The 14,991-nt window shown below is 62.7% G+C and carries 13 protein-coding genes and 1 tRNA gene; 6 read left to right on the forward strand and 8 right to left on the reverse strand.

Going from position 1 to position 14,991, the window contains the following annotated elements; all coding sequences use genetic code 11:
- Nucleotides 1-580: 580 nt before the first annotated feature.
- Nucleotides 581-871 carry a hypothetical protein gene (locus tag CAG46_RS25375; RefSeq protein WP_025337447.1) on the forward strand — a complete coding sequence of 97 codons (291 nt, stop codon included), beginning with the start codon at nt 581-583 and terminating at the stop codon, nt 869-871.
- A 13-nt stretch (nt 872-884) separates the two neighbouring features.
- Here the strand turns inward: CAG46_RS25375 and CAG46_RS25380 are convergent, their stop codons facing one another.
- Nucleotides 885-1,346 (reverse strand): Lrp/AsnC family transcriptional regulator, encoded by a 462-nt coding sequence (locus tag CAG46_RS25380; RefSeq protein WP_015268712.1) that lies wholly within the window; start codon nt 1,344-1,346, stop codon nt 885-887.
- Nucleotides 1,347-1,630: 284 nt separating this feature from the next.
- On the opposite strand from CAG46_RS25380, the gene CAG46_RS25385 reads away from it, so the two are divergent.
- Both CAG46_RS25385 and CAG46_RS25390 read left to right on the forward strand, forming a co-directional pair.
- Nucleotides 1,631-1,873 carry a DUF4160 domain-containing protein gene (locus CAG46_RS25385; RefSeq protein ID WP_075046929.1) on the forward strand — a complete coding sequence of 81 codons (243 nt, stop codon included), beginning with the start codon at nt 1,631-1,633 and terminating at the stop codon, nt 1,871-1,873.
- On the forward strand, nt 1,870-2,397 hold the full coding sequence (locus tag CAG46_RS25390) for a DUF2442 domain-containing protein (RefSeq protein WP_170978807.1): 528 nt from the start codon (nt 1,870-1,872) through the stop codon (nt 2,395-2,397). The genes CAG46_RS25385 and CAG46_RS25390 overlap by 4 nt, the downstream gene beginning before the upstream one ends.
- A gap of 57 nt (nt 2,398-2,454) precedes the next feature.
- Here CAG46_RS25390 and CAG46_RS25395 read toward each other — a convergent pair.
- From CAG46_RS25395 to rpsU, 5 genes are all read right to left on the reverse strand, one after another.
- Nucleotides 2,455-2,531: transfer RNA gene (locus tag CAG46_RS25395), tRNA-Ile, on the reverse strand.
- A 16-nt stretch (nt 2,532-2,547) separates the two neighbouring features.
- Nucleotides 2,548-6,291 carry an EAL domain-containing protein gene (locus tag CAG46_RS25400; RefSeq protein ID WP_085618933.1) on the reverse strand — a complete coding sequence of 1,248 codons (3,744 nt, stop codon included), beginning with the start codon at nt 6,289-6,291 and terminating at the stop codon, nt 2,548-2,550.
- 211 nt (nt 6,292-6,502) lie between these two features.
- Nucleotides 6,503-8,353 carry an RNA polymerase sigma factor RpoD gene (gene rpoD, locus CAG46_RS25405; RefSeq protein WP_025337450.1) on the reverse strand — a complete coding sequence of 617 codons (1,851 nt, stop codon included), beginning with the start codon at nt 8,351-8,353 and terminating at the stop codon, nt 6,503-6,505.
- A 67-nt stretch (nt 8,354-8,420) separates the two neighbouring features.
- Nucleotides 8,421-10,403 (reverse strand): DNA primase, encoded by a 1,983-nt coding sequence (gene dnaG / locus CAG46_RS25410; RefSeq protein WP_025337451.1) that lies wholly within the window; start codon nt 10,401-10,403, stop codon nt 8,421-8,423.
- A 303-nt stretch (nt 10,404-10,706) separates the two neighbouring features.
- A complete protein-coding gene (rpsU, locus tag CAG46_RS25415; protein WP_003255575.1) occupies nt 10,707-10,922 on the reverse strand; it encodes a 30S ribosomal protein S21 in 216 nt (71 codons plus the stop codon).
- Between the two features lie 204 nt (nt 10,923-11,126).
- Here rpsU and tsaD point away from each other — a divergent pair, with 204 nt between their 5' ends.
- The gene (gene tsaD, locus CAG46_RS25420) at nt 11,127-12,152 is read left to right on the forward strand and encodes a tRNA (adenosine(37)-N6)-threonylcarbamoyltransferase complex transferase subunit TsaD (RefSeq protein WP_025337452.1); all 1,026 of its coding nucleotides are present in this window, start codon (nt 11,127-11,129) and stop codon (nt 12,150-12,152) included.
- A 3-nt stretch (nt 12,153-12,155) separates the two neighbouring features.
- Here the strand turns inward: tsaD and plsY are convergent, their stop codons facing one another.
- Nucleotides 12,156-12,725: a glycerol-3-phosphate 1-O-acyltransferase PlsY gene (plsY, locus tag CAG46_RS25425; RefSeq protein ID WP_013970581.1), complete on the reverse strand. Its 570-nt coding sequence runs from the start codon at nt 12,723-12,725 to the stop codon at nt 12,156-12,158.
- A gap of 74 nt (nt 12,726-12,799) precedes the next feature.
- On the opposite strand from plsY, the gene folB reads away from it, so the two are divergent.
- Together folB and folK are read left to right on the forward strand one after the other, a co-directional pair.
- Nucleotides 12,800-13,156, forward strand: a complete 357-nt coding sequence (gene folB, locus CAG46_RS25430) for a dihydroneopterin aldolase (RefSeq protein ID WP_004375185.1) — start codon at nt 12,800-12,802, stop codon at nt 13,154-13,156.
- Nucleotides 13,147-13,656, forward strand: a complete 510-nt coding sequence (folK, locus tag CAG46_RS25435; protein ID WP_085618935.1) for a 2-amino-4-hydroxy-6-hydroxymethyldihydropteridine diphosphokinase — start codon at nt 13,147-13,149, stop codon at nt 13,654-13,656. Before folB ends, folK begins: the two co-directional genes overlap by 10 nt.
- 228 nt (nt 13,657-13,884) lie before the next feature.
- On the opposite strand, the gene CAG46_RS25440 is transcribed toward folK, so the two are convergent.
- Nucleotides 13,885-14,991: a multifunctional CCA addition/repair protein gene (locus CAG46_RS25440; RefSeq protein WP_085618938.1), complete on the reverse strand. Its 1,107-nt coding sequence runs from the start codon at nt 14,989-14,991 to the stop codon at nt 13,885-13,887.

Raw genomic sequence — 14,991 nt, forward strand, 5'->3', positions numbered from 1 at the left:
GCGGAGCCTGAGTATAGGAGATGCCTGGGGGCCATTTTAGGGAGTGGCGTGTTCGTTATTAAGGCGCAGATTGTTGTCTGAATGTAGCTTGTATCGTCGAAATAGAACTATTTAGGCGCATTACGACGAAGCAGGCGATTGACTAATCCAAGAGTGGAACCGGTCTATGTGGGAGCGGGTTTACCCGCGAATGCTGCAGTGAATCTACCAACGCATTCGCGGGTAAACCCGCTCCCACAGGGGGCTGTGTTGCCCTTGCCATGCGGTCGATCAGACATTGCCTACACCCATGCCATGAAATAGGGAATTACCCTACGGCCTCTACCGCCTCGGTCTGGCATCGCGGGAATCGCTTCATCGTTAACCTCACTGGGTCGCCGGAAATTCGGTGATCGGGCGTGAGAACCCGCGGACCATTCTGGAGGCGCACTGCTATGGCAGCTGTGCGCGGGCAGGCTTTGCCTGGCCGGGTACGCGCCTCCAAGTTCGCCGGTTCTCACCTCGTGCATGGCTGCCACCCAATTCCCGTGAGAAGGATGCGATTGGCCGCCGATCACCCTTGTGATTTGGAGGCTATACCATGACCAAACGCTTACCCGACCAACCCGAAAAACTGAAACCCACCGCAGAAAAAACCTTCTGCAACTGCGAATCCAGCCACCCGCCATTATTCGCCATACGCCCCGGCATCGATGCCGCAGACGCCTTGGTCCACGCCTGCCTGCTAGCCCGTGGCCTCAATCAGATCGCCACCGACTACGCCCAGCATCACGCCCCCGAGCGCAGCCGTGACATTGTCTGGTCGATGCAGCATTCCGCCGAAAGCCTTTCGGCGATTCTGGAAGGCCTGCTCGACGGCCAGGAGGCCTGACCGCCAGCCAGGTTCAGAGCGGCTGCCCGCGGTCCACCTTACTGCTGAGAATGATCGACGTGGTGGTCTTCTCCACCCCGTCGACACTGCCGATCTGGTCGAGCAACTGGTCCAGTTGCTCGGGCGAATCCGTACGCAGCCAGGCCACATAGTCGAACTCCCCGCTCACTGCGCACAGCTGCTGCACCTGGCCCATGGCACTCAGGCGCCGCACCACCTCCTTGCCCGAGCGCGGCTGCACCTTGATCCCCACATACGCCTGCAGCCCACCACCCATCACCCGCTGGCCCAGGCGCACGCCATAGCCGGAGATGACCTTGTTCTTCTCCAACCGCTCCAGGCGCGAGTTGACGGTGGTGCGGGCGATGCCCAACTGACGGGCGAGGGTGGCGACGCTTTCGCGGGCGTTTATCTGCAGCAGGGCGATCAGCTGGCGATCGATTTCATCCAGCGTGATGGAGCGGGAATCCGACATGGCGAGTCTCTACGGTTGACCCGCTAGCCTAGCCAGCCAGTGCAGGCCAGAGCAAGGGCAGTCACAGCTGGCCACGCTGACGCGGTCCAATCTGGGGCGACCTGATGATCGGGGCGATGTCGCTGGGCGCGCAGGACTTTACGGCGGGTATGACCTTCTGCAATCGGCGGCAGGCTGAGACGCGGTCGAGAGGGGAATAACCAAAAGAGTTACATTTTTGGGGCTGTGAACAGATTGGTCGGATGGTATTGTTTGGTGCAACCATTGCACTATATGATGAGCTCATGCCCACGATCCATCGATTATCCAATTGCGTAATCTATCTCTATGCAAACGACCATCTACCACCGCATTTCCATCTGCGTTTCAGTGATGGCCGTCAGGCACTGATTGGGATCAATGACCTGTCCCCGCTGGCCGGTTTCGGTGGTTCACGGGTTTCCTTGCGCGAAATGAGCGAGGCGCTTGAATGGGCATCGCGGAACAGGGCTCGACTACTAGCAATGTGGGAGGAGCTGAATCCATGACCAACAAACATTTTCAACTCACAGAGGTGGCCGTCACTGCCCCTTGCACCTTGCTACTGACTTTTGCGGATGGGCAGCAATTCACCGTGGCGCTGGATGAAATCATTGAGAAGCACGCGACTCTGGGCCCGCTTGCGGATCCCAAGGTATTTGCAACGGCTGCGATTGGTGAGTGGCAAGACACAGTCATCTGGGCCAATGACGACAGTCTTGAACTTGCTGCGGACAACCTGCGCGCACGGGCGGTGGAGCAGGCAGGGGAGTGTTCACATGAGCTCATCTGGAACTGGATGGCTAAGCATGAGCTGACATTGGATCGCGCAGCTCGGGAATTGGGCTTGAGCAGGCGCATGTTGGCTTACTATCGTAGTGGAGAAAAACCTGTGCCGAGGACGGTCGCTTTGGCGATGAAGGGATGGGAAGCACTTCGAATGGCTGACATGGAAGTGAGCCGTGTGCCCTATCACCTGCCTGGAAGCTTCGCAAATGAGGCGGCCGGGCATGCCCCGAAGAAGCGAGCGTGATTCACCGCCTGAACACAGACAAAAAAAGCCGCGCAATCGCGCGGCTTTTTTCGCATCTGGTGGGCCCACACGGACTCGAACCGTGGACCAAAGGATTATGAGTCCTCTGCTCTAACCGACTGAGCTATAGGCCCTCAGTAAGTGGCCGGATTATAACGAGGGTTTCGCACCTGTGCCATCTGAAAGATCCGATAGTGCTATGCGAAGAAACGTCGCCGCGAAGTCGTCCGGGGGCAGGGGCAGGCTGACGATGTAGCCCTGGATCTGCTCACAGCCTTCAGCCGCGAGGAAGCGTTGCTGGGCCTGGTTTTCCACACCCTCGGCAATGATGGTCAGCTGCATGCTGCGGCCCAGGGCGATGATCGCGCGGGCGATGGCGGCGTCGTGGGGGTCGTCGGGCAGGCCGCGGATGAAGGATTTGTCGATCTTGAGGATGTCCAGCGGCAGGCGCTTGAGGTAGCTCAGCGATGAATAACCAGTGCCGAAGTCGTCGATGGCCAGCTGCACGCCCAGCTTCTTCAGCTGGTACAGCACGGCCAGGGCTTCCTCTGCCTGGCTCATGATGAAGTTTTCGGTGATTTCCAGCTGCAGGTCGCCGGCCTTGAGCTGGTAGTGCTTCAGCAACTGTTCGATGCGCCGGGCAAGGTGGGGGTGGCGCAGTTGGGCGCCGGCGAGGTTTATCGACAGCGGGCCAAAGGGGTCGTAGTGCATCTTCCAGGCCTGCATCTGCCGGCAGGCCTGTTCCAGTACCCAGTCGCCGATCTGGAGGATGGTGCCGTTCTCTTCCGCCAGGTGGATGAAGTGCTCTGGCGGCACTTCACCAAAGGTCGGGTGGCTCCAGCGGATCAGCGCTTCGGCGCCGACCAGGCTCTGGGTCTTGAGGCTGAGCTTGGGCTGGAAGCACAGGCTCAGTTCGTTGCGCTCGATGGCGCGGCGCAGTTCGTGCTCCAGGGCGATGCGTTCGCTGGCCTGGGCGGTGAGGTCGAGGGTGTAGGCTTCGACGCGGTTACGGCCCTTGGCCTTGGAGCGGTACATGGCTGCGTCGGCGTTGCGAATCAGTGTGGCAACGTCTGTGCCGTCCTGTGGATAAAGGCTGATGCCGATGCTGGCGCTGGTGAAGAACTCGTGCTCGCCGGCCTGGAACGGCGCGTTGAAGCAGGCCAGCAGCTTGTTGGCGATGGCGCTGGCGTCACTGGGTTTGTGCAAGCCGGGCAGCAGGATGATGAACTCGTCGCCGCCCAGGCGGGCCACGGTGTCGACATCACGCACCTGCTCCTTCAGGCGTTGGGCGATGCCCTTGAGCAGCAGGTCGCCGACCGGGTGGCCGAGGCTGTCGTTGATGTGCTTGAAACGGTCGAGGTCGAGGAACAGCACCGCGCCCTTGCGGTTGGACACTTGCGAGCAGGTGAGCGCGGCCTGCAGGCGGTTCTCGAACAGGGCACGATTGGGCAGGCCGGTCAGCGGGTCGTGGTGGGCCTGGTAGTCGAGCTTGGCCTGGGCGTGCTTTAGGCTGGAGATGTCGGCGAACACGGCGACGAAGTGGGTGATCTCGCGCTCTCTGTTGCGCACGGCGCTGATGGTCAGCCAGCCGGGGTACAGCTCGCCGTTCTTGCGCTTGTTGTAGATCTCGCCTTGCCAGTGGCCTTCGTCGGTCAGCTGGTGCCACATGGCGACATAGAACGCACTGTCGTGCTGGCCGGAGGCAAGCAGGCGCGGGGTCTGGCCGAGGGCTTCGATCTCGCTGTAGCCGGTGATTTCGCTGAAGGCGCGGTTGACGGCACTGATGCGCTGGTCGATGTCGGTGATCAGCACGCCTTCGGCGGTGTTCTCGAACACGGTGGCGGCCAGCTGCAGTTTTTCCTGCATCAGGTGGCGCTCGGTGATGTCGCGGGCGATGGTCAGCATGCAGTCGTCGCCGGCAATCGGCAGCGGCCGTGCAGAGAGCTCGCAGAGGCGAATCTGCCCATCACTGCGGCGCAGGTGGCACGTGAAGTCGCGTACGAAGCCGTCGCGGTTGAGCTGTTCGACCAGGCGCTTGCGCTCGTTGAGGTCGACCCAGATGCCCAGGTCCAGCGAGGTCTGGTCGAGCGTCGGGCTGAGGTCATAGCCGGTGAGGCGGCAGAAGCCCTCGTTCACTTCAAGCAGCAAGCCGTCGCTCTGGCGCGACAGCAGCAGGCCATCGGGCGAGGCATGGAAGGCCTTGGCGAATTTCTCTTCCGAAGTTTGCAGCTGCTCCTGGGTTTCCTTGAGCTGGCTGATATCGCGTACCGCTACCACCAGCGCGAGGTTGCCGTCGAGTTCGAAGGTTTCGGCCGAGGTCAGGCCGGTGAACAGTTGGCCGTTGCTACGGCGGAAGCTCATTTCCAGGTTGCGGATGCCGCCCTGGTGCAGGCGTTCGAGCAGCCGCGGGCCGGTGCCTTCGACGCCCCACAGGTTGAGCTCGGTGGCGGTGCGGCCGATTACCTGGCCCGGGGTGAGGCCGATCTGCTCTTCGAAGGCTTCGTTCACCTCCAGCAGGCAGCCGTCGCTGTGGCGGGCGATCAGCAGGATGTCGGGGCACTGCTGGAACACCGAGGCGAACTTCTGCTCGGACAGGCGCAGGGCGTCCTCGGTGCGCTTGGTCTCGCTGATGTCGATCATCAGGCCACGCATCACCGGCTGGTGGCCATGCTCGATCATGCTGACGATGTTGCGTACCCACAATGGCTGGCCATCGGCCCGGATTACCCGGTAGTCGAGGCTGTGGTCGCGCCCGGCGGCGGTTTCGCTGTCGCAGTAGGCCTGGGCCCAGAGGGCATCCTCCGGGTGCAGGATGCTGCGCCAGAAGCCGGGTTTGAGCCAGTCGGTCAATGGGTAGCCGAGCAGGCCTTCGGCGTGGGGTGAGACGTAGCTGTAGGTGAAGTCGTTGGCGTCGGCCTCCCAGGCGATGGCGGACAGGCTCTCGACCAGGCTGCGATAGTGGTACTCGCTGCTGCGCAGTTCCTGTTCCAGGGCGATGCGCCGGGAAATTTCCGAACTGAGCCGGCGGTTGATGCGGATGACCACTGCCAGCACGGCCATCAATACCAGCACCGCGGGCAGGCCGTATACCAGCAGGTCCGACCAGAACATCCGTTGGTCGACCACATTGCCTACCCAGCGTTGCTGGATCTGGCTGACTTCAGCGCTGCTCATGTCGGCCATCACTTTGTCGAGAATGCCGACCAGCACCTTCTTGTCGCGCGGGGCGGCCATGGCCAGCTGGTAGCGGTAGGGCGTTTCACCGCTGACGTAGAGGCCATCGAGCTTGAGCTGGCGCAGGCTCCAGATGCTTGACGCGAGGTCACCGACCACCGCGTCCACTTCGTCGGTGGCCAGGGCCTGCAGGGTGGAACTGACGTTGGGCAGGGCCACCAGGTTGAGGTCCGGGTGGTGGGTGCGCAGCAGTTCGTGCGGGGCGTAGTTTTCGACCACGGCAATCTTCAGACCGTACAGGTCGTCCAGGTTGCGCGGCTGTGCGCCGCCTTTGTGGGCGAGGATGACGATCGGGAAGTCGAGGTACGGCCGGGTGAAGGCCAGGTAGCCTTGGCGTTCGGGGGTGGACATGATGCCGGGCAGCAGGTCGATGCGGCTTTCGCGGGCTTGCGCCAGTACCTCGGTCCAGCTGCTGGGTTCGACCGGTTTGAGCGTCACACCCAGGCGTTGCTGGATCGTGGCGATGTAATCGGCGGCCAATCCCTGGTATCGGCCCTCCTGGTCGCGAAACTCGAACGGTGGCCAAGAGGCGTCTACACCCAGGCTCAGCTGCGGGTGGGCAGCCAACCAGGCTTTCTCCTCGTCTGTCAGGGTCAGGGCGCCGGCCGCTGTGTTCCACAAAATCAGGAGCAGCAACAGGATGGCCGGCATCAGCGGCATAGCGGCCTCACATTCAAGTGGTATGAAGTCGAGTGTAGACGGGCATTGCTGCAGGTGTGCGGTGGAAGGGCGGGCTTTGTGTTCTGGCTGTCGGAAGGGGGAGGTAATGAGGAAATGGGGCTGCTGCGCAGCCCATCGCCGGCAAGCCGGCTCCCACAGGGATCGCGCAGGGCCGGAAAAGAAAAACCCCGGCCTGGGCCGGGGTTTGTCATCACTCGTCGAGGAAGGAGCGCAGATGCTCGCTGCGAGTCGGGTGGCGCAGTTTGCGCAACGCCTTCGCTTCGATCTGACGGATCCGCTCGCGGGTCACGTCGAACTGCTTGCCCACCTCTTCGAGGGTGTGGTCGGTGTTCATGTCGATACCGAAACGCATGCGCAGCACCTTGGCTTCGCGTGCGGTCAGGCCCGAGAGCACGTCACGGGTGGCTTCCTTGAGGCTTTCGACCGTGGCCACGTCGATCGGGGACTGCATGGTCGAGTCCTCGATGAAGTCGCCCAGGTGCGAATCTTCGTCGTCACCGATCGGGGTTTCCATGGAGATCGGCTCTTTGGCGATCTTCAGTACCTTGCGGATCTTGTCCTCAGGCATTTCCATGCGCTCGCCCAGCTCTTCCGGGGTCGGTTCGCGACCCATTTCCTGCAGCATCTGGCGGGAAATACGGTTGAGCTTGTTGATCGTCTCGATCATGTGCACCGGAATACGGATGGTGCGCGCCTGGTCGGCGATCGAACGGGTGATCGCCTGGCGGATCCACCAGGTGGCGTAGGTCGAGAACTTGTAGCCGCGACGGTATTCGAACTTGTCCACCGCTTTCATCAAGCCGATGTTGCCTTCCTGGATCAGGTCGAGGAACTGCAGGCCACGGTTGGTGTACTTCTTGGCGATGGAGATCACCAGACGCAGGTTCGCCTCGACCATTTCTTTCTTGGCGCGGCGGGCCTTGGCTTCACCGATCGACATGCGACGGTTGATTTCCTTGATCTCGGCAACGGTCAGGCCGGTTTCGGTCTCAAGGTCGATCAGCTTCTGCTGGCAAGCGACGATGGCAGCGTCCTTTTCACCCAGGGCGGCAGCCCACTTGGTGTTGCGCTTGGCCAGGTCACCGCTCCAGGTCTGGTCGGTTTCGTTGCTCGGGAACATGCGCAGGAAGTCGGCACGCGGCATGCGGGCGTCACGCACGCACAGCTGCATGATGGCGCGTTCCTGCTGGCGCAGGCGGTTCAGGGCGTCACGAACACGCTCTACCAGTACCTCGAACTGCTTCGGTACCAGCTTGATCGGCATGAACAGGTCGGCCAGGGCCTGCAGGGCGTCGATGCTTTCCTTGTGGGCGCGACCGTTCTTCTTCAGGACCTTGTTGGTGGCCTGAAGCTGGTCGTTGACCGCACCGAAACGCTGGCGAGCGACTTCCGGGTCCGGGCCGCTCTCGGCCTCTTCCTCGTCGTCACCGCTTTCGGATTCTTCCTCGTCGTCGTCGGACTCTTCCTTCGCGGCGGCGGCCTTGGTGCCCGGGATCGGCACTTCTTCGGTCGGCGCGGCGATATTGTCGTCAGGGTCGATGTAACCGCTGAGAACGTCGGACAGACGGCCACCTTCGGTGGTGACACGGTCATATTCGCCGAGAATGTAGTCGACAGTGCCCGGGAAGTGGGCGATGGCGCCCATGACTTCACGGATGCCTTCCTCGATACGCTTGGCGATTTCGATCTCGCCTTCGCGGGTCAGCAGCTCGACGGTACCCATTTCGCGCATGTACATGCGCACCGGGTCGGTCGTGCGGCCGATATCGGTTTCAACTGCCGCCAACGCAGCAGCGGCTTCTTCGGCCGCGGCTTCGTCGGTGTCGGCTTCCGCCAACAGAAGGGCATCCGCATCCGGAGCACTCTCGAATACGTTGATCCCCATGTCGTTGATCATGCGGATGATGTCTTCCACCTGTTCCGGATCTGAAATATCCTCAGGCAGGTGGTCGTTGACCTCCGCGTAAGTCAGGTAGCCCTGCTCACGACCGCGGGTGATCAACTCTTTGATACGAGACTGCTGTTGCGCTTTTCCGGACATAACACCCTATCCACTGAAGGTCTTGGCGGGCAAAAAACAAGCCGAGGATTATACCCGAGCATGGGCCTCACGCGCCAGATGAGGTCGGCGTTTGTGCGGGAACATTCCGGCTCAGCAGGGCGAGGAGCTGGGTTTTTTCCTCGCTGGTCAATTCGCTTTGACGTGATTTCCTGAGCAGTTGTTCCAGGCTGCGCTCGCGTTGGCGGGCGGACAAGCTAGTTATAGTGTCGAAAAACTGTTGTTCAAGGTTGTCGGCCACGATCAGCCATTCCTTTTCCGCCAGAGCCCGCAGCAGGCGCCCCTGTTCGGTGCCGTGCCAACGTGCGATCAACTGCATTGAGCTTAGCCCAGGATTTTTCTGCGCGGCTTCGATCAGTGCCACCAGAAGCTGGCTGTACAGGTGCTCTTCGTCGGCGAAGTGGCTGGCATCCTCCACCTTGCCGGCCAGCAGCGGGTGGTGCAGCAGGGTGCGCAGGGCGGCCAGGGTGGGCGGCTCGACCGGGGCCGGTACGCGTGGTGGCGCTTCGTCACGTTGCTGCCATGGCTTGCCACCCTTGCGGTTCTTGTCCCAGGGTTTGTCGCTCCACTGCTTCTTGCCAGCGCCCTTGTTCGGCTTCCACTCCTGTTCCTGATGAACGGGGGCGAAGTCGTGCTGCGGCATGTCGCCGTAGTCGGGGGTGTAGCTGGCCATGGCATCGTAGTCGTAGCCAGGGTCGTAGTCCGGCACGCTGCTGGCGGCCGGGGCGTGTTGCGCCAGTTGTTCGACCTGCTGCGGGTCGAGGCCGGTGATTTCCTTCAGGCGGTTGCGCATCAGCTGGCGCAGGTTGGCGCCGGGGATCTTTTCGATCAGCGGTGCGGCCAGGGTCGCCATGTGCGCCTTGCCTTCCAGCGAGCGCGGGTCGGCTTCGACGCCTAGTTGCTCGAAGAAGTAATCGGCCAGCGGCTGGGCGTGCTGGTTGATGCGGGCCATGAAGGCATCGGTGCCTTCGGCGCGCACCAGGCTGTCCGGGTCTTCGCCTTCGGGCAGGAACAGGAAGCGCGCGCGGCGGCCGTCCTGCAGGTTCGACAGGGTCGACTCCAGGGCGCGCCAGGCGGCCTTGCGCCCGGCCTGGTCACCGTCGAAGCAGAACAGCACGCTGGGTACCACGCGGAACAGGCGCTTGAGGTGCTCTTCGCTGGTGGCTGTACCGAGGGTGGCCACGGCGTTGCGCAGGCCCTGCTGGGCCAGGGCAATCACGTCCATGTAGCCCTCGACGACGATGATTTCGTCGAGGTTGCGGTTGTGCTTGCGTGCCTCGTACAGGCCGTAGAGTTCCTGGCCCTTGTGGAACACCGGGGTTTCCGGGGAGTTCAGGTACTTGGGTTTGTCGTCGCCGAGCACCCGGCCACCGAAGGCGATGATGCGCCCGCGGCTGTCGCGGATCGGGAACATCACCCGGTCGCGGAAGCGGTCGTAGCGCTTGCCGCTTTCGGCGTTCTCGATCAGCAGGCCGGCATCGATCATCACCTTCTGCTGCAGAGTGTCGGCACCCAGGTGCTTGAGCAGGTTGTCCCAGCCTGGCGGGGCGAAGCCCAGGCCGAAGTCGCGGGCGATTTCCCCGGACAGGCCGCGGCCCTTGAGGTAATCCACCGCCGCCTTGCGGGTCGGGTGGCTGCGCAGGGCCTGGCGGTAGAACTCCGAGGCGGCGTCCAGCAGCGGGTACAGCGGCGAATCGGTTGGCTGGCGCGGCTTGTGGTCGCGGCGGCCTTGCTCGCGGGGCACTTCCATGCCGGCGGCGCGGGCCAGCTCCTCGACGGCCTGGGGGAAGTCCAGGTTGTCGTGGTCCATGACGAAGCCCAGGGCATTGCCGCCGGCACCGCAGCCGAAGCAGTAGTAGAACTGCTTGTCGGGGCTGACCGTGAAGGAAGGGGTCTTTTCCTTGTGGAACGGGCAGCAGGCGGAGTAGTTCTTGCCGGTTTTTTTCAGCTGGACGCGCGAACTCACCACGTCGACGATGTCGAGGCGGTTGATAAGGTCGTCGATGAAACTCTGGGGAATCAGCCCGGCCATGGCAGTCTCGTCATCTGGCAGCTGGCAAGTCTAATCGCTCACGCGCCGGATGGGGCGAGTGCCGCTTGGGAAAGTGCGAGGGAATGTGTGCTCGTCGCCGGCCCCTGAGGGCCCGTCAGTCGGACGTGCACGTCTGGTCATACAACAAGGAGGACCAGCTCTGACGTTTCAGGCAGGTTGCCCATGTGCAGTTCGCATGAAGCTTGTGCAGGGCCTTGAGCTAGCTGCTCAAGTTTGAAACGACCACTGCCATCGCCCGGCGGTTAGCCGGGCAGGGCAGAAGCTTTGCGTAGAACGTCTGTATTAGTACAGACGAACGGCGCGGCGCTGTTCGCGCTGAACTTTCTTGGCGTGACGCTTAACAGCAGCAGCTGCTTTGCGCTTACGCTCGGCGGTCGGCTTCTCGTAAAACTCGCGGCTACGAACTTCAGCCAGTACACCGGCTTTTTCGCAGGAGCGCTTGAAACGACGCAGAGCTACGTCGAAGGGTTCGTTCTCTTTAACTTTGACGGCTGGCATCCAGGGCTACCTTAATTCATTACCGGGGTAGACGTGCTCCTGGCAAAACAAAGGTGTGCTGGAGAACGTCGGTTTTCAAGGGTTGCGGATGTTAACCCTTAGCAAGCCGGAATGCAAAGCCTCTGATCGAAAACCGCTGGTCGGCATCCGACACGGGGACTATCATGCGCGGCTTCGAATTCAGCCCCCACAAGGGACGAACCCATGCTAGTACTGGGATTGGAAACATCCTGCGACGAAACTGGCGTCGCATTATACGACAGCGAACGCGGTTTGTTGGCCGACGCGCTGTTCAGCCAGATCGACCTGCACCGCGTGTTCGGCGGTGTGGTGCCAGAGCTTGCCTCGCGTGACCACGTCAAGCGCATGCTGCCACTCATCCGCCAGGTGCTGGATGAGGCCGGCTGCGTCGCCACCGAGATCGACGCCATCGCCTATACCGCGGGCCCTGGCCTGGTCGGTGCCCTGCTGGTGGGGGCCTCCTGCGCCCAGGCGCTGGCCTTTGCCTGGGACATCCCGGCGATTGGCGTACACCACATGGAAGGCCACCTGCTGGCACCCATGCTGGAAGAAAACCCGCCGGAGTTTCCGTTCGTCGCTTTGTTGGTTTCCGGTGGCCACACGCAGTTGGTGCGGGTCGATGGCATCGGCCAGTACGAGCTGCTGGGCGAGAGCCTGGATGACGCCGCCGGCGAAGCGTTCGACAAGACCGCCAAGCTGATCGGCCTGAACTACCCCGGTGGCCCGGAAATCGCCCGCCTGGCCGAGCGCGGCGTGCCTGGTCGCTTCGTGTTCCCGCGGCCGATGACCGACCGCCCGGGCCTGGAGTTCAGCTTCAGCGGCCTGAAAACCTTTGCCCTGAACACCTGGCAGCAGTGCCGCGATGCCGGCGACGACAGTGAGCAAACCCGTTGCGACCTGTCCCTGGCATTCCAGCAGGCGGTGGTGGAGACTTTGACCATCAAGTGCAAGCGGGCGTTGAAGCAGACTGGCCTCAAGCGCCTGGTCATTGCTGGTGGCGTCAGCGCCAACAAGGCCCTGCGTGCATCCCTCGAGGACATGCTCGGCAGCATCAAGGGCAACGTGTACTACGCGCGCCCGCAGTTCTGCACTGACAACGGCGCGATGATCGCCTATGCCGGCTGCCAGCGGTTGTTGGCCGGGCAAAAGCAGGACCTGGCAATCAGCGTGCAGGCACGTTGGCCGATGGAGCAGTTGCCGCCGGTTTAAGCGTTAGAAGTGCCGTTCGCGGCCGGCGAACAGGTCGCGCAGGTTGCTGCGGTGGCGCCATACGATCATCGCCGTCAGCACAGTGATCGGCAGCAGGGCCTCTGGCTCGCGCCAGGCCAGCAATGGCAAGGTCAGCGGTGTGGCTATCAGCGCCGCCAGCGAGCTGGTGCGGGTGAGGTAGAAGGTCAGCAGCCAGGCACCGATGGCCAGCAGCGCGGCCGGGAAGTACAGGGCCATGAGCATGCCGGCGGCGGTTGCCACGCCCTTGCCGCCCTGGAAGCGGAAGTACAGCGGGAACAGGTGGCCCAGCACTGCGCACACGCCAACCCAGGCCTGCGCATGCAGGTCCAGCCCGGCACCGCGGGCGAGCAATACCGGCAACAGGCCCTTGCACAGGTCGCCAAGCAGGGTCAGGATCGCCAGTTTGCGGCCTGCCAGGCGTAGCATGTTGGTGGCGCCGGCATTGCCTGAACCGCTGGAACGCGGGTCCGGGCTGCCCGTAAGGCGGCTGAGGACGATGGCGAAGGACAGCGAGCCGAGCAGGTAGGCGAGCAACGCCAGTAACCAAAACATGCTAACTATTCCGGGCGAGGACGCCCTGATTCTAACGGCGCCAGTCGCCCTTGTCGTGCTGTGGAGAGAAGTGCTTGGACAGAGTGTTCATCGAAGGCCTGGAAGTCGATACCGTCATTGGTGCCTATGACTGGGAGCGGGATATTCGCCAGTGCTTGCGCCTGGACCTGAGCTTTGCCTGGGACAACCGCCCGGCTGCGGCCGGTGACGACCTGAACCTGGCGCTGGACTATGCCAGTGTGTCGGCGCGCATCCAGGCGTTTGCCGAACAGGCCCGTTTCGAGTTGGTGGAAACCTTCGCCGAGCGCCTGGTGGCGACGTTGATGGAAGAGTTCCACATCCCGTGGGTGCGGTTGAAACTGACCAAGCCGGGTGCGGTGCCGGCGGCCCGTGGTGGTGTTGGCGTGGAGATCGAGCGCGGATGTCTCTGAGCACGGTTTACCTGGGCCTTGGCAGCAACATCGACCGCGAGGCGCACTTGTGCGCCGGGCTCGATGCGTTGGCGGGTATCCTGACCGACATGCGCTGTTCGCCGGCGTTCGAAAGCCAGGCAGTGGGGATCAAGAGCGGGCCGTTCATCAACTTCGTGGTGACCGGGCAGACTGCGTTGCCGTTGATCGAACTGGACCGCCGGTTGAAGTTCATCGAGGCCGACAATGGCCGCTATGCGCCGGACCGCAAGGGCCTTCCGCTGGATATCGACGTGCTGATGTATGACGGCCTGCACGGCACGTTCGATGGGCTGGTGTTGCCTCGGGCCGAGATCCTGAAGAACGCCTTTGTGCTGTGGCCGCTGTCGCTGCTGGCGCCAGATTTGGTGCATCCGGGGGTAGGCAAGACAATGGCGCAGTTGTGGCAGGAGGCGCGGATTGATCAGGTGTTGGCCCCGGTTGCCTTTGAGTGGCGTGGGCTGCAGCTGACTCCCGCGTAAGCCTGTACCGGCCCTTTCGCGGCTAAAGCCGCTCCCACAGGGATCGCACGACACTTGGCATCATGCAATCGCTGTGGGAGCGGGCGAGCCTTAATGCCGGTCAGTCAAGAAAATTGGGGCCGCTTTGCGGCCCTTCGCGGGCTTGCCCGCTCCCACAGGTTAGGTGCGAGGCTCAGAAAATGCGCGGGTCCTGTGGGAGCGGGCGAGCCCGCGAAAGGGCCGGTATGTTCAGCCGAGCTTGTAAGCCTCGAGCGCTCTCAGCCGTTCACCTTTGAGCGCTTCCCCCAAGGCCTGGCCAGTCAGCCCAGCCTGCACCAACGGCTTGACATCCACTGCCCGCGCCGCCGCCGCTGCCCCTCGCAGGTAGTCGGCCTGTGGATAACCCGCTTTGCCCCCGCCCAGCGCTGTCATCTCGCAAGCGATCAGGAAGTCTTCGAACCGCTGTGGCCGCCGGTACACATCGAACTTCTGCAACAGCCCCAGCAGTGCCGTGGCAGGCAGCTCCTGCGCCTGGTTGCCCAGCTTCAGGCACTCACCCGTCAGTAACGCCAGCTCCTGGCACTCCCGCGGCGCCTTCAGGCGCTGGTTGATGGCTTTGATCGCGGCCGGTGTCAGCGACTGCAGCAGGCAGGCCCAGCGTACATGCAGGGGCTGTTCGTGCATTGCCGCCTGTTCCAGCGCCGCCAGGGCCTGGGGGGCGTCATCAAGCTCTGGCAGCAGCTCCTGCAGGGCGCCACAAGCATGCAGCACCTGGAAGAACACCTGCGGCTGCGCCTCCATCAGCGCCCGCTCGATTTCCTTCCAACTGCGCTCGGCGGTCAGCGCCTGCAGTTCGCCCGAGGCGCTGATCTGGCGCATCAGCTCAAGCGTCTCATCGGCAACCCGAAAACCCAGCGGCGCATAACGAGCAGCAAAGCGCGCAACACGCAGTACGCGCAATGGATCTTCGGCGAATGCCGGAGAAACATGACGTAAAAGGCGCTGATCGAGATCACTCTGGCCGTGATAGGGGTCGTACACCGTACCCGTCTCGTCCTCGGCCATCGCATTGATGGTCAGGTCACGGCGGATCAGGTCTTCTTCCAGGGTCACATCGGGGCTGGCGTGGAAGGTGAAGCCGCCGTAGCCGCGCCCGCTCTTGCGCTCGGTGCGCGCCAAGGCATATTCCTCGCCGGTTTTCGGGTGCAGGAACACCGGGAAATCAGCGCCAACCGGGCGAAAGCCCTTGGCGTGCATTTCCTCGACCGTGGCGCCGACCACCAGCCAGTCGATATCGCTGACAGGGCGGCCGAGCAGGCGGTCGCGCACGGCGCCGCCGACTTTGTAGATGTGCAT

It is taken from the genome of Pseudomonas sp. B23(2017) (genome assembly GCF_002113725.1).
GTDB classification, from domain to species: domain Bacteria; phylum Pseudomonadota; class Gammaproteobacteria; order Pseudomonadales; family Pseudomonadaceae; genus Aquipseudomonas; species Aquipseudomonas putida_Z.